The sequence below is a fragment of the Paenibacillus sp. FSL K6-2393 genome, from assembly GCF_038002545.1.
In the GTDB taxonomy this organism is placed as follows: domain Bacteria; phylum Bacillota; class Bacilli; order Paenibacillales; family Paenibacillaceae; genus Paenibacillus.
In genome coordinates this window covers 676,624-697,810 of sequence record NZ_JBBOCU010000002.1, presented here as the reverse complement: position 1 = coordinate 697,810, position 21,187 = coordinate 676,624, and the positions used below count along the sequence as shown (strand labels likewise).

The 21,187-nt window shown below is 47.9% G+C and carries 18 protein-coding genes; 3 read left to right on the top strand and 15 right to left on the bottom strand.

The genetic code is table 11. The features are described 5' to 3' along the window. Nucleotides 1-74: 74 nt before the first annotated feature. The 3 genes from MHI14_RS30310 to MHI14_RS30300 all read right to left on the bottom strand — a co-directional run bounded on the left by MHI14_RS30310 (nt 75) and on the right by MHI14_RS30300 (nt 4,442). A complete protein-coding gene (locus MHI14_RS30310; protein WP_341131964.1) occupies nt 75-1,505 on the bottom strand; it encodes a hypothetical protein in 1,431 nt (476 codons plus the stop codon). Between the two features lie 45 nt (nt 1,506-1,550). Continuing rightward, on the bottom strand, nt 1,551-2,903 hold the full coding sequence (locus MHI14_RS30305; RefSeq protein ID WP_133387557.1) for a hypothetical protein: 1,353 nt from the start codon (nt 2,901-2,903) through the stop codon (nt 1,551-1,553). Nucleotides 2,904-3,110: 207 nt separating this feature from the next. Continuing rightward, the gene (locus tag MHI14_RS30300; protein WP_341131963.1) at nt 3,111-4,442 is read right to left on the bottom strand and encodes an MFS transporter; all 1,332 of its coding nucleotides are present in this window, start codon (nt 4,440-4,442) and stop codon (nt 3,111-3,113) included. Nucleotides 4,443-4,952: 510 nt separating this feature from the next. Between MHI14_RS30300 and MHI14_RS30295 the strand changes: the two genes are divergently transcribed. Then, entirely contained in the window at nt 4,953-5,414 is a 462-nt protein-coding gene (locus MHI14_RS30295; RefSeq protein ID WP_017690799.1) for a MarR family winged helix-turn-helix transcriptional regulator, read from the top strand. 449 nt (nt 5,415-5,863) lie between these two features. Here the strand turns inward: MHI14_RS30295 and MHI14_RS30290 are convergent, their stop codons facing one another. From MHI14_RS30290 to MHI14_RS30280, 3 genes are all read right to left on the bottom strand, one after another. Continuing rightward, a complete protein-coding gene (locus tag MHI14_RS30290) occupies nt 5,864-7,369 on the bottom strand; it encodes an MDR family MFS transporter (protein WP_251035278.1) in 1,506 nt (501 codons plus the stop codon). A gap of 273 nt (nt 7,370-7,642) precedes the next feature. Further along, a complete protein-coding gene (locus MHI14_RS30285; protein WP_338590643.1) occupies nt 7,643-8,215 on the bottom strand; it encodes a GNAT family N-acetyltransferase in 573 nt (190 codons plus the stop codon). A 199-nt stretch (nt 8,216-8,414) separates the two neighbouring features. Then, nucleotides 8,415-8,711 (bottom strand): hypothetical protein, encoded by a 297-nt coding sequence (locus MHI14_RS30280; protein WP_036614170.1) that lies wholly within the window; start codon nt 8,709-8,711, stop codon nt 8,415-8,417. Nucleotides 8,712-8,896: 185 nt separating this feature from the next. Here MHI14_RS30280 and MHI14_RS30275 point away from each other — a divergent pair, with 185 nt between their 5' ends. Then, nucleotides 8,897-9,394, top strand: a complete 498-nt coding sequence (locus MHI14_RS30275; RefSeq protein ID WP_036614172.1) for a GAF domain-containing protein — start codon at nt 8,897-8,899, stop codon at nt 9,392-9,394. A 151-nt stretch (nt 9,395-9,545) separates the two neighbouring features. On the opposite strand, the gene MHI14_RS30270 is transcribed toward MHI14_RS30275, so the two are convergent. From MHI14_RS30270 to MHI14_RS30240, 7 genes are all read right to left on the bottom strand, one after another. Beyond that, the gene (locus MHI14_RS30270; RefSeq protein ID WP_133387554.1) at nt 9,546-10,358 is read right to left on the bottom strand and encodes a MerR family transcriptional regulator; all 813 of its coding nucleotides are present in this window, start codon (nt 10,356-10,358) and stop codon (nt 9,546-9,548) included. Nucleotides 10,359-10,725: 367 nt separating this feature from the next. After that, nucleotides 10,726-12,150, bottom strand: coding sequence for an aldehyde dehydrogenase family protein (locus MHI14_RS30265; RefSeq protein ID WP_341131962.1), 1,425 nt, complete (start codon nt 12,148-12,150; stop codon nt 10,726-10,728). 244 nt (nt 12,151-12,394) lie between these two features. Then, nucleotides 12,395-12,817, bottom strand: a complete 423-nt coding sequence (locus tag MHI14_RS30260; RefSeq protein WP_341131961.1) for a universal stress protein — start codon at nt 12,815-12,817, stop codon at nt 12,395-12,397. A gap of 18 nt (nt 12,818-12,835) precedes the next feature. Then, nucleotides 12,836-14,056: an MFS transporter gene (locus tag MHI14_RS30255; RefSeq protein WP_062837652.1), complete on the bottom strand. Its 1,221-nt coding sequence runs from the start codon at nt 14,054-14,056 to the stop codon at nt 12,836-12,838. A 229-nt stretch (nt 14,057-14,285) separates the two neighbouring features. Next, on the bottom strand, nt 14,286-14,738 hold the full coding sequence (locus MHI14_RS30250) for a MerR family transcriptional regulator (protein WP_339312031.1): 453 nt from the start codon (nt 14,736-14,738) through the stop codon (nt 14,286-14,288). Nucleotides 14,739-14,929: 191 nt separating this feature from the next. Beyond that, nucleotides 14,930-15,292 (bottom strand): SdpI family protein, encoded by a 363-nt coding sequence (locus MHI14_RS30245; protein ID WP_341131960.1) that lies wholly within the window; start codon nt 15,290-15,292, stop codon nt 14,930-14,932. Nucleotides 15,293-15,560: 268 nt separating this feature from the next. Next, nucleotides 15,561-17,906 carry a heavy metal translocating P-type ATPase gene (locus tag MHI14_RS30240; RefSeq protein WP_341131959.1) on the bottom strand — a complete coding sequence of 782 codons (2,346 nt, stop codon included), beginning with the start codon at nt 17,904-17,906 and terminating at the stop codon, nt 15,561-15,563. Between the two features lie 227 nt (nt 17,907-18,133). On the opposite strand from MHI14_RS30240, the gene MHI14_RS30235 reads away from it, so the two are divergent. After that, nucleotides 18,134-18,505, top strand: a complete 372-nt coding sequence (locus MHI14_RS30235; protein ID WP_100526808.1) for an ArsR/SmtB family transcription factor — start codon at nt 18,134-18,136, stop codon at nt 18,503-18,505. Between the two features lie 151 nt (nt 18,506-18,656). Here the strand turns inward: MHI14_RS30235 and MHI14_RS30230 are convergent, their stop codons facing one another. Further along, nucleotides 18,657-19,817 (bottom strand): AI-2E family transporter, encoded by a 1,161-nt coding sequence (locus tag MHI14_RS30230; protein ID WP_036614215.1) that lies wholly within the window; start codon nt 19,815-19,817, stop codon nt 18,657-18,659. A gap of 320 nt (nt 19,818-20,137) precedes the next feature. Then, entirely contained in the window at nt 20,138-21,172 is a 1,035-nt protein-coding gene (locus tag MHI14_RS30225; protein ID WP_051449565.1) for an LLM class flavin-dependent oxidoreductase, read from the bottom strand. Nucleotides 21,173-21,187: the final 15 nt, after the last annotated feature.

The window sequence follows — 21,187 nt, the reverse complement described above, 5'->3', positions numbered from 1 at the left end:
ATGTCTTATAAATGCAAAAAAGAAGCAGGGGTTCCGGAGCCCCTGCTTCTTCATATTACAGTGAAAATCTCATATTACCGATTTGTCTCCACCACAGATGTAGTTTCACTCTCTGCATCCGCATCCACGTTCAGACCCAGATCCAGTGCGCCGCGGCTTTCGCTCGCGTAGTTGCTGTTTACGTTACGCTCGGTGTCTTTCACGCTGTTGCTGCGTTCAGATTGAGCCGTCGTTGCACTCTCTCCTTCTGCCTTAGCGTTCAGACCCAGATCCAGCGCTCCACGGCTTTCGCTCGCATAGCTGCTGTTCACGTTACGCTCGCTGTCTTTCACGCTGTTGTTGCGTTCGGATTGAGCCATTGTTGCACTCTCTCCTTCTGCTTTCGCGTTCAGACCCAGATCCAAGGCTCCGCGGCTTTCGCTTGCATAGCTGCTGTTCACGGTACGCTCATTGTCTTTCACGCTGTTGTTGCGTTCGGATTGAGCCATTGTTGCACTCTCTCCTTCTGCTTTCGCGTTCAGACCCAGATCCAGTGCTCCGCGGCTTTCGCTCGCATAGCTGCTATTCACGGTACGCTCGCTGTCATTCACGCTATTGTTACGTTCAGATTGAGCTACTGTAGCACTCTCACCTTCCGCTTTCGCGTTCAGACCCAGATCCAAGGCTTCACGGCTTTCGCTCGCGTAGTTGCTGTTTACGTTACGCTCACGGTCATTCACGCTGTTGCTGCGTTCAGATTGAGTCCACGTTGCACTCTCTCCTTCTGCTTTCGCGTTCAGACCCAGATCCAGTGCGCCGCGGCTTTCGCTCGCATAGCTGCTGCTGTCGGTACGCTCACGGTCATTCACGCTATTGTTGCGTTCAGATTGAGTCCATGTCGCACTCTCACTTTCGGCATTCACGTTCAGACCCAGATCCAGTGCGCCACGGCTTTCGCTTGCAGTGCTACTGTTTACGTTACGCTCACGGTCATTCACGCTATTGTTGCGTTCAGATTGAGTCCATGTCGCACTCTCACTTTCGGCATTCACGTTCAGACCCAGATCTAGCGCTCCACGACTTTCGCTCGTAGTGCTACTGTTTACGTTCCGATCATCGCCGCCTCGTGAATAGTCGCTCATCGTTGTACCTTCTCCCGACACATTGGCATTCAGGCCAAGGCCCAGCTTGCCAGAACTGCTACGTTCAGCTGTGTGGTCGGAAGAACGATCATTGTATCGGTTTGTGCTCTCTGAGGATAAGCCGGCATTAAGGCCAAGATCCAGATTCAATGCTCCGCTTGCACTGGATGAACCTCCGTAGCTACCAAGGTTTCCGTAACCCGTGTCACGGTGTCCAGACAGAAGAGATCCCAGTTCCAGGCGCAAACCTGCATTTAGATCCAGATTTCCACTGCTGTTATTGCTATAGCTATCTGCGTAAGTTGCCTGCGAAGCTCCCAGCAATCCAGCCACCAACGTACCCGACAATACCGACAATTTTACCCAACGATTCACTTTTTTCATGATTATATACACTCCTTCTCAATTTTGGTTGAATTAACGCCATTGTTATTGAGAGAAAGAGGTATATTGCGGCGGCCGCCCAGGCGGTGCCTGTGACCATTGACTGAATCCATCGAGCCGTTCCATTCGGAAAGCAAAATCGTAATCTGGCGTAACCAGACCCGTTGTTGCTCCCGGAAGTGCAGCGGCTGGAGCGGTTGCTCCACCTCCAGTTACACCGGACGAACCGGAGCTTGTCCCGGCGGAAGCATTAGCTGCTCCGGGAGAAGTTGCTGCAACAGACCAACTGGTTGGTCGTTCTGTGCGAGGCTGCAATGGAGATGCTGCATCAGCATCATCTTGTTTCAGATTGGCTTCCTGGTTACTCTGCACTTGTTCAGTGACAGCTGGTTTAGCAGATGACTGATCTACGAGGAATAACTCGTTATCGGGCAAACCTGCATTAACATCGGAATCCTGCGTCAGATCGGTCCCTTCCACAGGCAATACCTGCGGGATAACAGGTTGTTCTGGACGTACTTCTGGTTCCAGGGTAACCTCCACCACTTTGCCCGTAGCCTGTACCGCGTCCTGTCCTTCCTCATTTTTCTGTGGTGAAACAGGATCTGCGAGTGCACTCGTATTGGAAGTTTTAACATTCGGTGTTTTGACGACCGCCGGTTGTTCCGGAGTGACTACAGGCCGTTCTGGCTTCACACTTGGAATCTCCACCTTTTCCTGATCAGGACTGAGTTCAGCGGATACGTCTACAACTGGAACTTCTGCGTTCACAGATGGCAGCTGGACATTTCCCTTACTCAGATCCACACGGGATGAGGAGATGTTGACCGAAGTAACTTCAGGTACATCCACCTTCACGGAAGGCAATTCAACCTTGCCCTGCCGAAGGTCTGTTTTCACAGCAGACGTCTCTGCCTTGATGACCTCGGGTACCTCTGCGGTAACGCCAGGCAAGGAAGCTGTCCCTTCGTTGAGGTTCACCTGACTGCTTGATACATCGGCTTTGATCACCGGTGTATCCGCCTGTACAGACGGCAGTTCGACGGTTCCCTTCTTCGCATCAATCCCAATCTCTGATGTTCCGGCCGATCCAAGCGGTGTATCTACTTTCAGCTCAGATACACTCAGCTTACCTGTGGATTCGTTCGCTTTGATCGACGGAACTTCAACATCCAGTAGTGGTGTGGATACCGATACCGACGGAGTCAGATTCAACCCGCCATCCGAATCACGTGAAAACAAATTTAGTGACAATCCGCTGGACGGTTTTTCAGAAGATGCCTGAGCATCATCGGCGTATACATGTGACGATCCAACTCCCAGAAGCAAAGTCCCGGCAAGTATAGCCAGTGGTATGCTTCCAAGACGCACAATCGATTTTGGTAACTTTACATTCAAGTTGCTTCACCCCCTTTCCGCTAATGCGTTGGTGGGACAAGGCATATGAGTTTTCCCCTAGGAATAATTAGAATACAGGGATTTCTGCCTGTTCCTCATTAAACGTGAAGGCGTTTACTCAAACGCTTTTTAATCATAAACTTAAAATTTGACGTAAATTCAAACCTTCATTTCAACTGTTCTAACCTGAGCAGATTCGGCCTGTTTTCAGTCGCCTGCAACCATGGTCTTGGCTGCAATGGAGCCATTCAGATCGGCTTTTTCCCCGCTACGTTTCATCAAATAAATCAACCCAAGCAGGGTCAGCAAAATGCCTGAACAGACAAAAGCCGGCACTACACCAAATGAGGTGACCATGAATCCGCCTACCACCGGGCCCATAATATTACTGGCTGTCATCACGCTGCCTACCGTTCCAAATACCCTGCCTGTCATCGCCTCAGGTGTCTGTTCCTGCAACAGGATTTGAAAGGGCACAATCGCAAACCCAATTCCGACACCTGCCAAGGCAAAGAGGGATACTAACAACAGATTGGCACCTAACCCGGCGTGCGGCCAAATCCCAACAATAACTCCGGCTCCGCCGATAACCAGACCCATGAGTATGGTACCCAGACCCATCTTCAAAACATGCCCTGCATGCTTCCACTTCCGCACACTCATCGCTGCAATTAATGTACCTACGCCACTTGCTGCCACGCACCATCCCAGCAGATCACTTGAAATTCCGGGAAGCTGTCTGAATAACACCACAGTCTGTGAATCGGCAAATTGCAGAAAAAGTATGGCTGAAGCAAGCAAAATCAGAGACGTTCCTACATAAGGGAGAGATGCGAGCATGCGGATGCCCTCCTGTGTTTCTTTCCAAAAAGAGTCTTTTGGGCGGTTGCGAACATCCCCAGCTGTCTCTTCCTCTACTTCTGTTACGTTATGAATTGCAGATTGGATCACCCGAGTTCCAGGAATCCACAATAAAATGATGCCGGAGATCAGAAAAGACGCTGAATCGAGAACAAAACACCAGGTAATTCCAAAGGCGGCTACCAAAAGTCCGCCAAGCGCCGGACCAATGATTTTGGACATCTGTTCGATCACCGAGCTGATGGATACAGCTTGCGCAAGTTGTTCGCGGGGTACAATTTCCTTCAGCTTTCCGTTTTTGGCCGGAGAGAAGATTACATCGAACAGGGATTTGAGGACAAGCAGTATGTAAACGTGCCAGATCTGGTCAGCAAAAATTAACGCACCCACAATGATGATCCGTGCACCATCAGCTACAATCATCAGCCATTTTCGGTTCAGGCGATCTGCAAGCGTGCCTGCGAATGGCCCTGTCAACAGAATAGGCAGTGCTGCGGAAAGTGTGACAAATGTAATCTCCCATGGCGTTGCATTCCAGCGGATACCCACGAGGGTCAGGATTGCTAGCAGATGCAGCCAATCACCCAGATTGGAAATGGCCTGTGCCACCATCAATGTTACAAAAGATCGGTTATTTTTCAGCGGTCGTTGTCCTGCAAACGTTAAATCACTTGTCATCCTTCTTCTCCTCCATTACCTTCCGAATTCATAATATGAACTCATTATAAGAGATTAGGGCTTGACTCAACCTCCTGCCAGAGGCGGAGAAGAAGCGACATCTGAAGGATGATTTTTTTAGCATGATGAATGATCAAATTTTAAATGCTAAAAATGCAAATCTTGTGACATATCGCATGTTTTTCGTAGAAATAGAAGTTTACAATTAAACCATGGCGACAACCTGAATCGTCAAACATAACTAACCAACTCATATAAGTTGAAATACTCTTTTACATGAACAACATAACGGAGAGGACAGAAAAAACCTGAAAAAGCGAAGCGTTCACCTAAAAGCTTTCTGAAAGAAAGCTCCATCGGAAGCATACTTTATCACCGGATTTTACCTTTGAAGAATATTTCAAAAAATCTGGGGATAACAGTGATTGGAAGGTTGTTCTGTCCTCGTAGTGGTAGGTTGTAACTTTATCATTTCAACTTATAAAACTAATCTGAAAAGGCGGGATCAGCATGCTGGAATTACAAGAAATCGGAACCGAACGTTCACTTCATCTGTACCGCACCTTGGCCCAGACATTCAAGAGCGTGAATGAACACGCTGTATCCGGAAGCAAAGTGCATGGCTTCAACCCCACCGCATACGGGGTGCTCGAAGTGTTATATATGAAAGGAGCTCAGCCGATTCAACAGGTTGGCGCACAACTTCTGCTGCAAAGTGGTAATGTGACCTATGTGATCGATAAGCTCGAGCAAAAAGGATTGTTACACCGCAAACATTGTCCGCAGGACAGACGTATCATCTTTGTGGAACTGACCGAAGAAGGACAGCGCACCATGGATGACATCTATCCAGGCTATGCGTTGAAGATTGATCGGGCGGTAAGTGGACTAAGTGAGGAAGACAAGGAATTGCTGTCCGAACTCTTGGGAAGGCTTGCACATTCCGCAGACCGTTTATCCGCAAGCAGCTAGAGCGTATCTTTAAACCTGCCGAAAGCCGGAGCGTAACTGAATGTTCTGGAGCAGATATGGAGCGCTAACGCTAACGAACCTGTGACGTCTTATTCAGGGGTTTGAAGCGCTCGCAGCATTTTAAGGAATCTGACACACGCTATCTTTGAATAACAGCCGTTTACAACGTGTTTTTCAGGTGATTTTGGGGAATAATGTGTCTCATGTTCCTTACGGAGCAGATGGCCAAATGAGGCGTCCTCCGTTCCTTAGAAATTCGTCTGGAGGATTCACCAGGATCAGCCAGCCTGTACTTCAAAATGCTTTAGACCCGGACATCCCCCAACGTATCACTTGCCTGAGTTTGAAGATAAACTCTAGTTCATTGCACATTTGCCAACAAAAATAACCGGATTTGCCTGACATCGGCGAATCCGGTTTTTCATATGTTTTTCGTATATATCCACTTTTTACTTTGAACCTTGTGGCTGCGGTGGAGCATCTGCATCTTCGGGTACAATTAAACGTTTGCGTAGAGCAAGCGTCGTTACCCACGAGACCAGTGCAATGACAAACATAATGACAAACAGGGAATGCAAGCTTCCTTCCAGCACGTTACGTAGCAGCGCCCATTTATCATCTGATAGGGCAGCATCCGTATGTGGTGCGAGCAATTCGTTCAGATCACTCTCCGATATTCCCGCCTCCGCCAGATTCTGCTCACTCGATAACGTGGAGATCCGATAGTTCAACCAGGTACCAAAAGCCGCTGCACCAATCGTCTGTCCCAACGTACGCATGAAAGTGTGCAGTGCCGTAGAGGAACCACGTTCCTTATACCCTACAGAAGACTGCGCAATAATGGTGAAGATCGTGAACGCAAACCCGAAGCCGAGACCATAAATAAAGGTCAATATAAATAGTACAGCCTGCGGGGATGTCCCGCCCACCAGAAAGAGTCCACCCGATCCAATCGCAATTCCGGTTAATCCAATCAATGCGGTCAACCGTGATCCAATTTTCATCAACAGGCGGCCTGCCAACACACTACCAATGAGCCAACCCACCGACATCGGCGCGAGCAGCAACCCGGATTCCGTAGCATTACCTCCCCGAACACCCTGCACCCAAAGCGGCAAATAACTGGTCAGGCCGATCATCAAAGTACTGGTCAGGAGTCCAGCGATATTCGCCACACGGATATCACGAATTCGGAACAAATGTAATGGAACCATAGGGGCCTGGGCTCTTTTTTCCACCACAAAAAATAAAATAATAAACAGAGCGGCGACCACACTCAGCACAACAATTAACGGAGAACTCCAGGCATAATACTGCCCACCCGCCGACAGGACGAACAACAACGCGGTAATACCCACCGTGAAGGTCAGTGCACCGACATAATCAATTTTGGCCGTACGTGGAGAGATATCTTCCTTCAGATAACGAAATACAAACCACATCGCAAGCAGACCAAACGGCACATTAAAACCAAAGATCCACTGCCAGCCCAGATTATCTACAAAATAACCTCCAAGCAGTGGTCCTGCCAGAGAGGAAATGCCCCACACGGAGCTGATCCAGCCCTGAATTTTGCCACGTTCTTCAATGGCGTAGATGTCCCCGATAATCGTAAATGTAACAGGAACTACCGCACCAGCACCGATCCCTTGAATGGCACGAAAAATAATTAATTGCTCCATGTTCTGCGACAGACAGCACAAGAGTGAACCCAGTAAAAATAAGGCACAGCCAATCAGAAATACAGGCTTTCGTCCATACAAGTCACTGATTTTGCCGAAAATGGGCGTACTCACAGCCATCGTCAACAGGTATGCGGTGAAAATCCAGCTCAGCAGCTGTACACTCCCCAGCTCACTGACAATGGTCGGCCCTGCTGGACCAATTACGGTGCCTTCAATCGCTGACAGAAATGTCGCGAGCAACAGCCCGGTTAAGATGAAACTGCGCTTCAAACCTCCAGTTGCATTCACACAAACCCTTCTCTCTTTGTTTCTCTATATAATTGGTACGTTAATTTACACTTCTACTACGAACCAGAACAAGCTTCCGATCGCTGTTATCCCCAGATTTTTACTTCTCCTCTCTAAAGGAGAAATCCGGTGATAGCGTATGCTTCCGATGTAGCTTTCTTTCAGAAAGCTTTAAAGGCGATCGCTTCGCTTCTCCAGCTTTGTTCTGTTTCTTCGTTTACGTGTAAATTTAAAAACAATTATATATTGTCTCTTTTATTTACCTCGCTTGCGAAGGAACTCATCATACAGCATCGAATACATCACCATATCCTTGTATCCGGTGGACGTATGCTGCACCTGTCGCAGCAACCCTTCTCGTGTGAAGCCGCGGTTAGTCAGGAACTCGCCGGAAGCCAGATTGCGTGGGTCAACCAGCGCTTCAATTCGATTAAGACCCATGGTCTCATACCCAAAAGGCAGCAATGCCGAGAAAGCCTCCGTCATATAACCGTGTCGCCAGTAATCACGTCCCAGCTCATATCCGATCTCACCCCGGAATGCGCCTTCAAGCTGCCATGTATTGAAGCCACAGCTGCCAATGAGCTTGCCTGTTTCTTTGAGTTCGATCCCCCAGCGGATCGCATCCTCTTCCCCTGCCATTTGGTTGAGCAGTGCAATCATGTCCGCCGCTTCGCTTGTCCCAATCATGGGTGCAAGATTCATGTAACGGGTCACCTCGCGATCTGACCAGCATGCGAACATCTGGGCCGCATCCCGGCGACGCATTTTACGCAGACGAAGCCGCGCAGTCTCCATTTCGGGAATTCTTCCTTTGCATTTATACATATAAAGACACTCCGATCCGATCTATCTCCGCAGACCATAATATTCACTAGTCATCTAATCATAACCTGCGCTGAATGGCAACTGTTCAGTCATGAACACACGTCAAAAAACCGGGCCAATGTCGCTCCCGGTCTTGTTGTACGTATGGATCAATTCAAGTTTGAGTGAATTACGGAATCATGGCTTGTCCAAATGAATTTTAAGCTTTGGACGTTTTCTTGCCCTTCCCCAGTAATTCATCGCTAACCCGGCCAAACACAGCCGTGATTTCCTTGAATTCTTCGATGCCAGTCCCGGTTAGGCTCCATTGGTCCCCGTGGGCGGTCAGGAAATTCTCCTGTGTCAGGTGTTCAAGCTCCTGCTTGATCTCCCGCTCTCCAACGCGATATCCCCGTTCTTCCAATAGGGGCAGTGCCTCGCTAACGTTCAAATCCTGATTTTGCGCGAAATATAGTAGATGAATCCGTACAAAAAGATTCTGTACCTCTGCATGCATAAGCCAAGCTCCTTCCCGGGTTGTAGCCCTCCGTGGTTGCTAAGTAATTACCCCACGTAAGAAGCTGAGAAACAGGAGGATTCTTCTGGTATTCCCTTCCCTTTCCGAAATCCTCCGCTTGACTAACCGCATCCTCTGCACTATCTTGAAAATAAGTACCATTTTGCTCGGGAGGGTGATTTACCATGTTTCAAGCTGTTTCCTATGAAGGAACACGAAGTGAGCAGCACACCGCCGTCCTGGGACAGTTAAGTGCTCTGATCCGCGATGAACCTAGTGCGATTGCCAATCTGGCGAACGCTGCTGCGCTGCTCAATGTATTTATGACCGACACCAATTGGGTCGGCTTCTATCTGTATGATGGAAAAGAACTGGTCCTCGGGCCATTCCAAGGACTGCCTGCCTGTATCCGAATTCCATTGGGACGTGGTGTATGCGGCACATCTGCTGCGGAAAAACGTACCCTGGTCGTTGATGATGTTCATGCCTTCCCAGGCCACATTGCCTGTGATGCAGCATCAAACAGTGAGATTGTCGTACCTATTATCAAAAACGGCGAACTGTACGGGGTGCTGGATATCGACAGCCCGATCAAAAACCGTTTTGACGACGAAGACCGCGTCTTCCTGGAGAAAGCCGTAAGCCTGCTCACAGAGCAGTTGGAGGCAACCATACCCCTTTAGGAAATGATGAATAAGGTGATCGAAGTCTCATCACACACGATGATGAAGAACCCGTAATAACAAAGAGCGCAGTCCTCTCAAAGGTCTGCGCTCTTTGTTATCCATTATGATTCACACCCATGTTCTTGCTCGCCCATGTTACTTTATGCATCTAGGATAAATCATGTTCCGCTTTAATCATCATCCCATCCCGCAGGAATTCAGCCAGCCTCGGGTGGTAACCATCATACATCTGACGGAAATTTTTATGCTCTACATACAGATTGGCCAAATCCCGATAGATCTCAGCGGTGGGTGTATAATAACCTTTGATCCATTCAAGATGCCTGCCAATAATCCGTTGTACTTTCGCACTACCGGGTTCCAATCCATCCTCAATGGCCTGTTGTAAGTCGAGATGGACCTGATCAATTTTCGCCTGGGAATCCAGATAGTCTTCTTTTGACTTCAACTCCTGATTTTCAGGCAATGTGGATGAATTGGAAGATTGGATGTCGGACCTCTGAACACCCTCTGTCTGCACATGGTTCATATCTTTATTGATTACAGGGTCAAAACCCGATTCATTCAGCAACTGGTGACGCCCCTTATTTACAAAACCGTTATACAGTTCATGTTCATCAAGTTCCTGTTCACCTTGCAAATGAGAGATCGTTTTGTCCAGTGTCTGAATCAATCCATGCAGACGGAGTGCCTTCTCCAGAATATCAATGCGATGCTGCTTCATGATGCGTATGACATCCTGAGGATTATCCCGGAGCATCGGGGCAATCTCATTCTCCTTCATACCTACTTCCTTACAGAAAAGAATTTGCTGGAGTCTCAGCAATTCCTGCTTTTCATAATAGATGTCCTCATCTACATCCCCAAAGGCCGGATTCAGAAGACCTGTCTCTGCATACTGGCTCAGTTCGTTCAGACTTACGCCTGACATTCCCGATACGTCAACCATGGAATACGCCATTTGAATACACCTCCTGCCTGTCCTGCAACTCCAGAGTTCAGGCTTAATTCATACTGCATTTTATTTGAATAATGAGAGAATATAAGACTTTCGGCAGTGCTGTACCGCTTCATTCCGCTCGTTCTCTGGATGGGTACATCATGCTTCGGTAATATGAGGGCGTTTGGTCAGTTATGTTGCGGTATGTTAACTATGTTATACCCGTCTCATCAGATGTGAACCCGCAGTCAGCGAAGAATCCATATGTATTTTTGAAACTTTTTCCATGATCTTCATATAAAAAAACCTGTGCCATTATTCTGGCACAGGAGTGTGTGGTTATGTTTTCATTGGCATACGGTATATTGAGTAAAAGAATGGAAGAGAATCACCCTTTGTTAAACATAACAAACTTCAATTCCGTCATTTCCTCTACAGCATATTTTACACCTTCACGCCCAATCCCACTTTGTTTCACCCCACCATAGGGCATGTGATCCACTCGGAACGTCGGAATATCATTAATCATAACTCCACCTGCTTCGATCTGATCGACAGCATGGAGGGCGGTATGAATATCGTTTGTAAATACGCCTGCCTGAAGCCCGTATATAGAATCGTTAACATGTTCAATACCCTCTTCAACGGAATCCACCGTATTGATCACAACGATGGGTGCAAACACTTCCTGACAGGATACCTTGGCATCACGCGGAACGTTAATCAGTACCGTTGGACGCAGAACGCCTCCTTCAGCTTGACCGCCTGCTGCCACTTCAGCCCCGGCCTGTTTAGCTTCTTCAATCCAGTCAAGTGTACGCTGTACATCCTTGGAGGTAATCAACGCAGAGACCACCGTATCCGGGCTCAGCGGGTCTCCGACCACCACTTGTTTGGCCGCTTCAGCAAAACGCCGGATGAATTCTTCCGAGATGTCACGATGTACGTAGATTCGCTGTAGTGAGATACATACCTGTCCCTGATACGTGAAAGCACCAGTCACACATCGAGGAACCACTTTGTCCAGGTCTGCGTCCTTATCCACAATCACCGCCGCATTCGACCCAAGCTCCAGTGTCACTCGTTTGAGTCCTGCTTTGCTACGAATGCTCGTGCCTACCGCTGGACTGCCTGTAAACGTAATGTGAGCAACATGGGGGTGCTCCACAAGCACATCACCAATGGTTTTGCCATCACCGCTCACCACATTCAGTGCACCATCCGGCAGTCCGGCTTCCTGCAGCAAATTAGCGATGTAATAGGAAGACAGCGGCGTCTGCTCCGCAGGTTTGAGTACGATCGTATTGCCTGCTGCGAGCGCTGGACCTACCTTGTGAGCTACCAGGTTCATTGGAAAATTAAACGGCGTGATGGCTCCAATAACGCCTAGAGGTTGCCGCATCGTATAGCCGATACGCCCTTCTCCACCTTTGGCTGCATCCATCGGAACCGTCTCTCCGGTCAGCCGCTTGGCTTCCTCAGCGGCAAAACGATACGTTTCCACCGTCCGGTCAACCTCGGCCAGTGCTGCCGTAATTGGCTTCGCCGCTTCAAGCGCTATGATTCGCGCTGCTTCTTCTTTGCGTTCTTCAAGCATGGAGGACAACTTGTACAGAATATCTGCACGCTGATGTGCAGGCATCTGGCGCATTGCCTTCCCGGCTTGAACCGCAGCTACAACAGCAGCCTCCGCTTCCTCGGCTGAAGCCGAAGAGACTTCTGCCAGCGTTTCCCCGGAGTATGGTGCTTGAAGTTCTTTATAATCTACGGATTCGGTCAGTTTGCCACCGATAAACAGATGTTGTTTTTTCATATGCTGCATCCTCCATCCTTTTAGAACCTATTGAACTAAAGAATGTTACACTGCCACTTCGATGACAGAACAACAACAATACAATCGCTGTCTCATGTAAAAGTTCAGTTCAATTTATATAATCTATTTATACACTATTTCCATGCCATCAACCCACTACGGTATTTGGTAATCATAGCTTGTAACGTACCTGATGAGCCATTGTGGCGATCTTGAGCTATTGCATTATAAAGGATTTCACAACCTATTTAACCGTCAGGACGGGGCAATCTGCATGTTTTAACACACCATGGCTGACACTGCCCACGATCATCTCTGCGAGCATGCCTTTCCCACCCGTGCCCATCATGATCATTCCACAATCTCGTTCACGCGCCACACGGCAGATCTCATTAACGGGATCACCCGCAATAAGCAGTGTTTCATATGCGATGTCTCGTCCAGACATCTGTCTGGTCACCGGTTCTATGATATGTTGCCCTTCTTCGGCAATCCGAGCTTCCAGATCAACACCCAATGCAGGTTCATTAATGGAGATGGTAGGATTAACATGCACGATCAACAGACTTGCAGGTTGTTTCATATCTTCAGCCAGGATCAGAGCTTGTTCCAAAGCCTTATGCGCATGTTCCGAACCATCAACAGCAACCAATATATGTTTCAGCATTGCAATCCCTCCTGTGAATTAATGAGATGTAATAGCGGAATCGATATCCCGCAGATGATGACGGCGTACCAGCAGTACCACGACACCAATCAGAACCATTAATGCGCCAAAATAAAACGGCGTTTCCGGCAGGAACCACTCGGACAATTTACCTGCAAGCCATGGAGCAAGTGCACCACCCAGGAAACGAACGAAGCTGTATGCAGCAGAAGCAACAGAACGCTCCACAGGTGCAGCTTCCATAACAGCCGTTGTAATCAACGTGTTGTTAATTCCAAGGAAAATCCCGGCTACAATGACTGCAACAATAACGGTAGTTGGTGAACCCATCACCGTACCTACTGCCATAACAACCAGATCAATCGCAAACAATGTAAGCATGACACTCATGGACGGAACCGATCCGAATCGGCGTTGTAATCTTGGTGCGACGAATACAGACGTAATCGCCAGCATCAGTCCCCAGCCAAAGAATACGTAACCCAGGCCGTGCTCATCCAGATTCATTACATAAGGTGAATAAGCCATCAAGGTAAAGAAACCAAAGTTATAAAGGAAGGCGGTAATCGCCAATGTTTTCAATGAAGGATAACTTAATGCTTTGAATGGATCGGACAAAGAACTTCGTGTTTTCGGTTTAGCCATTTTGGGCAGCATAAATGTAATGCTTATAAAGGCAATCGCCATCAGAACAGCCACCCCATAGAACGGGCCACGCCAAGAGATGGAACCCAGCTCACCACCAAGCAGCGGACCAACCGCAATCCCGAGACCAAGCGCTGCTTCGTACAAAATAATTGCCTTGGCTGTCCCCGACGTGGACAGTCCAACAATGGCAGATAACGCCGTTGCGATGAACAAGGCATTACCCAGTCCCCAACCGCCACGGTAACCAACCAGTGCACCTACGGTGTCTGAGGTACCGCCGAGGAACGAGAAGATAATAATCAGCAATATACCGCTGAGCAACGTCCACTTCACACCAATCCGGCTGGATACGACACCTGTAATCAGCATCGCTACCCCGGTTACAGCGTTATAACTGGTAAATAGCAGCGACACCTGGCTTTTCGAAGCATGCAGCTGATCTGCAATCGCGGGCAGGATCGGGTCAACCAGCCCCAGACCCATAAAGGATATGATACATGCAAAGGCAACCGCCCATACCGCTCGCGGTTGGGATAACAAGCCCCCACGTGATGACGGCAATTCGTCCGGTAATGATGGCTCTCTTTTCATACGTAATTCCTCCTGTGAATAATTTATGTGATGAAACTTTTATTTGAAAATGACTATGAAAATAATGAAAACATTCTATACATTTTCAGAATTAGAGGTAACAAAACGGCACAAATGACACCGAAACATCCGGTGTTTGTACAGGATCGCCACAGGTACTATGGTGCTCACTCCATGTAGCGATTATGTGTATACAGTTTTGTTTATTAAATATTAGATGCTAATTGGGTTAGCCGTCTTCATCACCCTGCGGATCATGTGCCTGTAACTTCTGAATACCGCTCCGAACGCGTTCACGCAGCTCTTCCAGTTCAGTCTGTACGGCATGTATACTCTGAAGTTTCTGCTCAATCAGTTGCAGCTGACCATCCAGCGTTGTTTCCATCGTGGTGAGCTTCTCGATCCGTTCTCTCACTTCAATCGTCTGTTGGTAGTCAAAACGTTGTTCGTTCAAGGCATCTGCTGTTGCCACATAGGTATGTAACTCCTGAAGGGAGAATCCAAGTACCTCTTTGGCGCGAACCACCTTTTTCAGATAATCGATATCCTCCCGAGTGTACAACCGCGTACCGCCATCTGTCCGCTGAGGTGAAGGCATGACACCAATCTCTTCATAATACCGAATGGTCCGCTTGGTCAAACCACATTCCTTGGCTACGTCGTCGATTTTATATAAACTCATTTCCCTCACCTCTTCCATATGTCTGTAATGTTATGTATATAATTATATATAATTTTAACGTTAACGTCAACGTTAGATTTCAAACATAAAGCCTTAGCGAGTTCAACATCGCCTTCCATTCTCTATCTTCAACAAAAAAAGACCCGCTTCACACGCGAGTCTTCCTCTGTAAACTATTCATTCACTTTACCTTAAACGTTCTGCTCATTCTGTTGCTGTTGCTGTTGAGCACGTTGCATTTGCTTCAACCGGCCTTCAACTCTGGTAAATAGTCTGATCGTATAAAATCCTGTAGCAACCAGACTCAGCACCAAAGCTCGTACATCTGTAAGCCAGAAACCGATAATGCCAAATATCGTGATAATTACACCAAATTGCATCATCAGATTGGCACTATAACTTTGCGCTTCGTCCCACAACTCGGGATTACTCATTGCACGCGGGGTCCGATATCCATATATTCCGTTAATCATTTTCGGTGGTTTTTTGAACACCATTAACCCCAGAATGAAATAACACACTCCGATAATTATCCCTACTACTGCTCCTGTCAAAACGTTCTCCCCTTCACTGTTGTCTTCCATAGACCTGCTTACACTGACACTCCGGTGACAGAATAACCTACTGATCACTGTTACCCCCAGATTTTTTTGATTCCCTATTGAAAGGGGAAAACCCGGGGATAAAGGTGAACGCTTCGCTTCTTCAAGTTATTTCTGTCCTCTCCGTTCTCGTGTAAATGTCTAGTTAGACTTATCTACATAAAAAATATAAAAACGGCTCTACGTATATACGAAGAGCCGCCTGGATCGTTTCGTAAACTTAGATATTCTTCACACGAAGTACACGCATGGCGTTCAGGACAGCCAGCACCGTGACACCGACATCCGAGAATACCGCTTCCCACATGGTGGCTATGCCGAACACACCGAGTAGCAGGAAAATCGCCTTAACCCCCAGAGCAAACGCGATATTTTGCCATACAATCATTCGTGTACGCTTTGCAATGCGGATTGCGCTCGCCAGTTTCGACGGTTCATCGGTCATGATGACCACATCTGCCGCTTCAATCGCGGCATCTGAACCGAGTCCACCCATCGCCACGCCCACATCGGCGCGTGCCAACACAGGGGTATCGTTGATACCGTCACCGACAAACACCATTTTTTCCTTCGGAGATTTGGCAGCTTCCAGTTGCTCCAGTCGTTCGACTTTATCCTGTGGCAGCAATTCAGCATAGACCTCATCCACACCCAGCTCACGTCCTACCGCTTCACCCACGGCTTTCGCATCTCCTGTCAGCATGACCGTTTTGCGGATGCCGAGCTTCTTCAGCGCCTGAATCGCAGCAGCTGCATCGTCCTTCACTTCATCGGCGATGATCAGATGACCAACATACGTGCCAGCTTCAGCCACGTGGACTATCGTTCCGGCCGTCTCCGGTGTGGTATAGGATATACCTGCCTGCTTCATTAATTTGGCGTTGCCTGCCAGCACTTCCCGACCATCCACGCTCACCTTGATCCCGTGTCCGGCAACTTCATCATAACCTTCCACACCTTGCGTGGGAATCGCTTTGGCCCAAGCTGCGCGAATGGATTCGGCAATCGGATGATTGGAATTCGCTTCGGCAATGGCTGCCAGCTTCATCAATTCCTCTTCCGTGCGTCCGCCTACGGGACGAATGGCTGTTACTTTGAATACACCTTTGGTTAGTGTACCCGTTTTATCAAAAACAACAACTTTCACATCGTTCAACGCTTCAAGGTAGTTACTGCCTTTGACGAGAATCCCGTTACGTGAAGCCGCTCCGATACCACCAAAGAATCCAAGTGGAATAGAGACCACCAGCGCACAAGGACATGAGATAACCAGGAAGACCAATGCACGATAGATCCAATCGGCAAATGTTGCACCACTAAGTATCAACGGCGGAACAAATGCAATCAGGGCTGCAAGGATAACAACAACCGGTGTGTAATAACGGGCAAATTTACTAATAAAATGCTCTGTTTTCGCTTTCCGACTGCTCGCGTTCTGCACCAGATCCAAAATTTTGGATACCGTTGATTCACCAAACGTTTTGGTTACTTCAATGGTCAACATACCATTTTTGTTCACAAATCCACTCAGTACATCACTTCCGGGCTCCAGCTCACGAGGTACCGATTCACCTGTCAGAGCAGAAGTGTCCACCATGGAACGCCCAGCTCTAACGATACCATCCAGCGGTACTCGCTCTCCTGCTTTCACGACAATACGATCACCAATCCATACGTCTTCTGGAGATACACGACGGGTCTCGTCACCCGAACCCGTCAGGATATTCGCGTAGTCTGGGCGAATGTCCATCAGTGACTGAATCGACTTGCGTGACCGATTAACCGCCATGCCCTGAAACAGCTCTCCGAGCTGATAAAAGAGCATGACCGCTACCCCTTCGGGATACTCTCCAATAGCAAAGGCACCCAAGGTAGCGACGGACATCAGGAAGTATTCATCGAACACCTGACCGCGGATGATGTTTTTGGACGCCTGGAGCACGATGTCTCCCCCGGCAATCAGATAAGCGAGCGCATATAGCGTAAACTGTGCCCAGCCCTCCAGCGGCGACCAGATCGCAGCTGCGAGCAGCACAGAACCTGCAGCAAGACGAGCAAGCAACACTTTCGTCTGTCCTGCACCATGTTCATGCGAGTGGCCTGCATGGGCATCATCATGGGTATGGCTGTGATCATGTCCAGCATGACTCCCGTGCTCATGTGTATGATCATGTGCGTGACCATGTTGATGTTGATCATGAGCATGCGAGTGTTTGCCATGTGAATGTGAATGTCCATGATCATGTCCAGTATGGTCATGACTGTGGTTATTTGCACTACCTGCACTCCCTGTATGGGTGTGCACATGTCCGTTCACGTGTTTTCCTTTTTCCGAAATGCGAATATGCGGCTCCAGCCGAAGCACTTTGCGTTTTGCTTCTTCCACTACCTGTTCGTCCATGTCGGAAGTGGTGTGTAGCGATAATGTTTTGGTAACAAAATTGACAGAGCATTCGTTAATGCCCTTAATTTTTTTGACGCCATTCTCAATCTTTAATGCGCAGTTCGCACAATCCAGTCCATCAAGCAGCAGTTCCCTTTTCACCTGTTCCTGTCCGGTTCCCATGTGAATTCTCCCCTTTGCAGTACAAAAACGATGTTATATTTCAATTGTATTCAATATATGAGCACTCATTCATATGTTTGGTTACCCCTATTATATGCACGCCTAAACATGAGTGTCAACAATCGTTGTTGATTTTTCATACAGATTATGCTAATAGTAATCATTTCGCTTTAGGCGGGTTTTGGATATAATAGAGCTATAGTTGTTAACATAGGTGGTGATAGGAAATGGAACAACCGGTTAAAGCACCAAGCGAATGTGATGCAGCCTGCTCAGGTACTGAAGCGGACGTGCAGACGATTCGCACTTCACTCATAGATCGGGAGACCTCTTCCGAGATGGCAGATTGGTTCAAGGCATTCAGCGACCCTACACGTCTACGTATTATTGATGCGCTGTTACAGAAGGAATTATGTGTTCATGACCTGACGGTTCTGCTCGACATGGGACAGTCGGCCATTTCACATCAGCTGCGTTCTCTCCGCAACATGCGGATCGTCAAGCGGCGCAAGGAAGGCAAGACGGTGTACTACTCTCTGGATGATACTCATATTGAGCAGATTTTCCTGCAAACGCTCCAACATATTAAACACAGCTAGGCAGCAGCCAAGCTTGTTCATGAAGAAGAACCCCCGCCTCTCGGCTATTTGCCGATGGACGGGGGTTCTTCTTGGTAAGGGTACCGTTTTGTACAAAATAAAAAGTGACTAAATCTTCTGATTAACTATCCATTGGAACTTGCCACTTTGGTTATAAAAGATTGTTCTTGTTTGGATCGTAAAGGCCCGATCTGTCCTTGAACCAGTTGAAGATATGCGATACACATACTTTCAGCACCGCGTATCCTGGAACAGCGAGCAGAATGCCCACGACTCCAAACAGATTACCCGAAGTCAGAATGACAAAGATAATCGTGATCGGATGGATTTTCAGCGTTTTACCCATGATCTGTGGTGAGATGAATTTACCTTCAATTAACTGTACGATCGTCCATACGGCAACCATTTTCAGCAGCATCACCGGGGAAGTGACGAGTGCCACGATCAATGCTGGTGTAATCGCAATTGCAGGTCCCAGATACGGAACAACACTTGTGAACGATGCGATAATTGCAAGAATCAGTGCATAATCCAGACCAATGACCATATAACCGATGTAGAGCAGAATACCGATGCAGAAGCTGACGATAATCTGTCCACGAATGAATGAACTGATCTGGTGATTGATATCTTCCAGCACATGCATTGCGCCCGTACGGCTCTTGATCGGCAGGAAAGACAGAATTTTCGCTGGCAGCTTCTTGCCGTCTTTTAGCAGATAGAACAGAATGAACGGAACCGTTACGATGGACAGCACGGTCTCCGTGAAAGCTCCGAGGAATCCGCCCAATTTGGTCCAGGTCGAGTTCAGAATTTCAGTAGCCTTTTGGGAGATTGTTCCCCACCAGTCCTGCGAATTCAGATTCACCGTTTCCTGGAACTGACCGAACAATTTACTGCCCGTAAGCTCCTCAAACTGCTGTTTTACCGTCTCACTGTACGTTGGGAAATTTTCAATCAGCCCCACAATCTGGTTACGCACAACCGGAATGACCGCCAATACTACGACTGTCAGAATGCCTCCAATCGCAAGATACAGGATCAGAATGGACCAGCCGCGCTTGATTTTCCACCTTTCCATCACATCCACAATCGGATTCAGCAGATAATAGAGTATGCCTGACAGAATAATAGGTAACACAATGGTTTTGATGAGTACTGCGAGCGGATGAAGAACAAAGGATACTTTGGTCAGAACCATGACATTCAGTCCCACCAACAGCAGAATTAGCAGAAATAGCACAAACTTGTTGTTAAGAAAAAATCGCTTGAACCGCTCCGGCCAAACGCGGGGTTGCTCAGGTTGCTCCATAGGCGTGTCGTCCTCTCTCATGTATCCTTAATTAAAAATTCAAACTGTAAATCTAGATAAACGCCCCTTACACACGAATAAAATAAAGTATCTTGTACAAGCCAACATATGTATAACACTCTGGATTTATACGTATGGTGCTGATTAACCGTTTCAAATTAAACCGGTAAAGTCATTTTACCCCAAAATGAGTCTTCTGCCCCACACGAAACATTTGCAAATTCTCCCTATTCAAAAACGGCCCGCCTCACTGTGAGACGAACCGTAAATTTGTATCTATAACTTACCTTTAAGCAGCTTTTATGCTGAAAAATTTAAGATCAGGCTTTTCCCGCCAATTGTGCGATTAACTCATAGGAATGCAGACGTGCCTTATGATCATAGATCATCGACGTAATGATCAGCTCATCTGCCTGCGTCTGCCGAATGAAGGATTCCAACTGTCCACGTACGGTTTCTGGCGAACCATTAACAGCTGCCTTCAGCGTCTGCTCAACACCAGCTTTCTCACGATCCGTCCATTTGCCTTCCATCTCTGCCGGAGGCTGTACCAATCCCGTTGTGCCGCGAATAATGTTCAGGAACTGCTGTTGCATCGTTGTACCCAGCCATGCTGCTTCCTCGTCTGTATCCGCAACAACAGCGTTAACACCAACAATCACATGTGGCTCCTTCAAGCTATCAGATGGTTGGAAATTGTTTCGATACGTCTCCAGTGCAATACGGGTGTAATCGGGCGAGAAGTGGCTGGCAAAAGCAAACGGCAATCCCAGCTGACCTGCCAGACGTGCACTGAAATCACTGGACCCCAAGAGATAAATTGGAATATTCAATCCTTCTCCAGGAACTGCGCGAACAGGTGCATGATAAGATGTCGCCGAAGCATCAAAGTATGCTCTAAGTTCTGCCAAAAGCTCAGGGAAATCTTCCCCACTGTTCAGATCTTTGCGTAGTGCAAGCGATGTACGGCGGTCACTCCCTGGTGCGCGACCCAGTCCCAGGTCAATTCTGCCAGGATACAAGGATTCCAGTGTGCCGAACTGCTCAGCGATGACAAGCGGTGCATGGTTAGGCAACATGATGCCTCCTGAACCCAGACGAATCGTTTTGGTTCCACCAGCCAGATATCCAATAACGACCGAAGTTGCGGAAGAAGCAATACCCGGCATGTTGTGATGTTCAGCTACCCAGTAACGGTGATATCCCCAACGCTCAGCATGCTGTGCCAGATCCAGGCTGTTGCGCAAAGCATCAGCAGGTGTTGCGCCCACTACAACAGGAGCCAAATCCAGGATGGAAAGCTTAACGTCATTAATATGTTCTTTATGGGATGAAGCTGTATTTTCTGTAGTCATTATCGTTTAATCTCC

Coding starts and splice junctions, on each gene's coding strand:
- MHI14_RS30240 (WP_341131959.1), bottom strand. CDS start 17,906: ATGGGAACCGGACAGGAACAGGTGAAAAGGGAACTGCTGCTTGATGGA.
- MHI14_RS30230 (WP_036614215.1), bottom strand. CDS start 19,817: ATGGAGCAACCTGAGCAACCCCGCGTTTGGCCGGAGCGGTTCAAGCGA.
- MHI14_RS30280 (WP_036614170.1), bottom strand. CDS start 8,711: ATGCATGCAGAGGTACAGAATCTTTTTGTACGGATTCATCTACTATAT.
- MHI14_RS30285 (WP_338590643.1), bottom strand. CDS start 8,215: ATGTATAAATGCAAAGGAAGAATTCCCGAAATGGAGACTGCGCGGCTT.
- MHI14_RS30275 (WP_036614172.1), top strand. CDS start 8,897: ATGTTTCAAGCTGTTTCCTATGAAGGAACACGAAGTGAGCAGCACACC.
- MHI14_RS30255 (WP_062837652.1), bottom strand. CDS start 14,056: ATGAAAAGAGAGCCATCATTACCGGACGAATTGCCGTCATCACGTGGG.
- MHI14_RS30235 (WP_100526808.1), top strand. CDS start 18,134: ATGGAACAACCGGTTAAAGCACCAAGCGAATGTGATGCAGCCTGCTCA.
- MHI14_RS30250 (WP_339312031.1), bottom strand. CDS start 14,738: ATGAGTTTATATAAAATCGACGACGTAGCCAAGGAATGTGGTTTGACC.
- MHI14_RS30310 (WP_341131964.1), bottom strand. CDS start 1,505: ATGAAAAAAGTGAATCGTTGGGTAAAATTGTCGGTATTGTCGGGTACG.
- MHI14_RS30225 (WP_051449565.1), bottom strand. CDS start 21,172: ATGACTACAGAAAATACAGCTTCATCCCATAAAGAACATATTAATGAC.
- MHI14_RS30270 (WP_133387554.1), bottom strand. CDS start 10,358: ATGGCGTATTCCATGGTTGACGTATCGGGAATGTCAGGCGTAAGTCTG.
- MHI14_RS30265 (WP_341131962.1), bottom strand. CDS start 12,150: ATGAAAAAACAACATCTGTTTATCGGTGGCAAACTGACCGAATCCGTA.
- MHI14_RS30295 (WP_017690799.1), top strand. CDS start 4,953: ATGCTGGAATTACAAGAAATCGGAACCGAACGTTCACTTCATCTGTAC.
- MHI14_RS30260 (WP_341131961.1), bottom strand. CDS start 12,817: ATGCTGAAACATATATTGGTTGCTGTTGATGGTTCGGAACATGCGCAT.
- MHI14_RS30300 (WP_341131963.1), bottom strand. CDS start 4,442: ATGACAAGTGATTTAACGTTTGCAGGACAACGACCGCTGAAAAATAAC.